Here is a 2,004-nt window from a genome sequence, read left to right as displayed (position 1 = left end):
CGGCTCGGGCGGTCTTTCGTCTGGCGGAGCGATGGAGGTGGCGAGGTCGCGCAGGAGGGGTTTGTTGGGGAGGGGGTCGAGGCGCATGTCGCGTTCCTCCAGCCGTGCCGTGCAGGCATAGATCACGCTGCCGTCCAGCAGCATCATGCATTCCTTGCAGGCGTTCGCGTTCAGGCAGGCATAGCGCATGGCGAGCGAGGGATCCTCGTGCTCGCGGATCCAGCGCAGCCCGTCCAGCACGGAATGGCCGGGCTGGAAGGGCACCTCATAGCGCTGGCGCCGGGGTTCCTCCCCCGCCGTGCCGCGCCGGATGTCGAGAACCGCGACGCTCATGCCGCCTCCTGCACCACCGCGCGCCGCTCGATCCGCAGCGCGCCACCTTCCAGGGTCAGCAGCTGGTTCGTCTCCCAGGCCGGATCGAGGCCGGGATAGTCCTCGCGCTGATGGGCGCCGCGGCTTTCGGTGCGGGCGGTGGCGGAGAGGATCACCGCCTGTGCGACGAGCAGCGCAGCCCGCAGGTCGAACCAGTCGGCGCGCGCCAGATCATGTGGCAGGGCCTGGCCCGGCGGGGTCTCGCCCAGCTCGGCGGCCAGGGCTTCCAGCCTTTCGGCGGCGCGGGCGAGGCCGGCGGCGGTGCGGAAGGGGCCGACATCATCGGCCATGATGTCCTGCAGGCGGCGGAACTGGGCCGCGGTGTTCTGGCCCGGGCGGGCCGGGCCGGCGGCACCGGCCAGGGCCAGGGCCTCGCGGGCGGCCGCCTCGTTCCAGGCGATGCCGTCGCGCCGGGCGATGGCGGCGGCTTCCCGCCCCGCGACGCGGCCGAAGGCGAGCGCTTCCGTGATGGCATTGCCCGAGAGGCGGTTGGCGCCATTCGCCCCGCCCACCGCCTCCCCGGCGGCGAGGAGGCCGGGGATGCCGGTGCCCATGCGCGTGTCCACCCGGATGCCGCCCATATGGTAGTGGGCGATCGGCGCCACCTCGATCGGGGTCCTGGTCAGGTCGATGCCATTGGCGGCCAGGCGGTCGATCACCGGGCCGAAATTCTCGCGCAGCACGGCCTCGGGCACATGCTCGAAGCTGAGCCAGGCGCCGCCGGCCGGCGATCCGCGCCCGGCGGCCACCTCCTTGGTGATGGCATAGGTCGCGAGGTCGCGGGTGGTGACGTATTTGCCGGAATCCGTGCTGCCATAGCGGTCCACGAACTCCTCCATCTGCCCGTTCAGCAGGCGGCCGCCGAGCTTGTAGCGGAAGGGGTCCCACATGATCGGGTCCATGCCGATCATGCGTGGCGCGAGATGGCCGATCGGGAAGAACTGCACGAATTCCATGTCGATCAGCGCGGCGCCGGCGCGCAGCGCCAGGGCATAGCCATCGCCGGCCATGTTGGAGGAGGCGCTGTTGCGGCGGTAGAGGCGGGTCAGGCCACCGGTCGCGATGATGGTGGCGCCGGCCGCGATGGTGACGGGCAGGCCATGGGCGAGGTCGAGCGCTACCGCCCCCTGCACGCGGCCCCCGGAGACGACCAGATCGGTCACCAGCATCTCGCCGATGCGGCGAATGCCCTGCTGGCGCTGGGCCTGGGTGCGGAGCGTGCGGGAGACGGCGGGGCCTGTGCTGAGGAAATCCACATAGACGCAGCGCGGGCGGTCATGGCCGGGCGCGAAGGCCTGGCGGATGCGGCCATCGGGGTGCCGCGCCCAGCCGACCTTCCAGCTCTCCATCTCCCGGATGACCTCGACGCCATCCTCGCAGAGAAGGCGGGCGAGGCGCGGGTCGCAGAGGCCGCGGCCGGCGGCCAGGGTGTCGCGGAAATGATGCGTCCAGTCGTCCGGCTGCTCCGTGCCGATCGCCGCGGCAACCGTCATCTGCGCCATCACCGTCGCGCCGCCGCGCCCGATCAGGGAACGGTCCAGCACCAGGACCTCCGCGCCCGAGCGCGCCGCCTCGATGGCCGCATAAAGCCCGGCACCACCCGCCCCGATGACGAGAACGTCGGTTTGCATG

The 2,004-nt window shown here is 72.0% G+C and carries 2 protein-coding genes; both read right to left on the bottom strand.

Annotation, left to right across the window (positions count from 1 at the left end; all coding sequences use genetic code 11):
- Window positions 1-333: 2Fe-2S iron-sulfur cluster-binding protein (locus ACO1BU_RS37065; protein ID WP_424140855.1), on the bottom strand; the 333-nt coding region annotated here is incomplete at its 3' end.
- Window positions 330-2,004: FAD-binding protein (locus tag ACO1BU_RS37060; protein ID WP_424140854.1), on the bottom strand; the 1,675-nt coding region annotated here is incomplete at its 5' end. The genes ACO1BU_RS37060 and ACO1BU_RS37065, both read right to left, overlap by 4 nt.

Source organism: Roseomonas chloroacetimidivorans, from assembly GCF_049629625.1.
In the GTDB taxonomy this organism is placed as follows: Bacteria; Pseudomonadota; Alphaproteobacteria; order Acetobacterales; family Acetobacteraceae; genus Roseomonas; species Roseomonas chloroacetimidivorans.
This window is presented reverse-complemented; position numbering and strand designations above follow the sequence as displayed.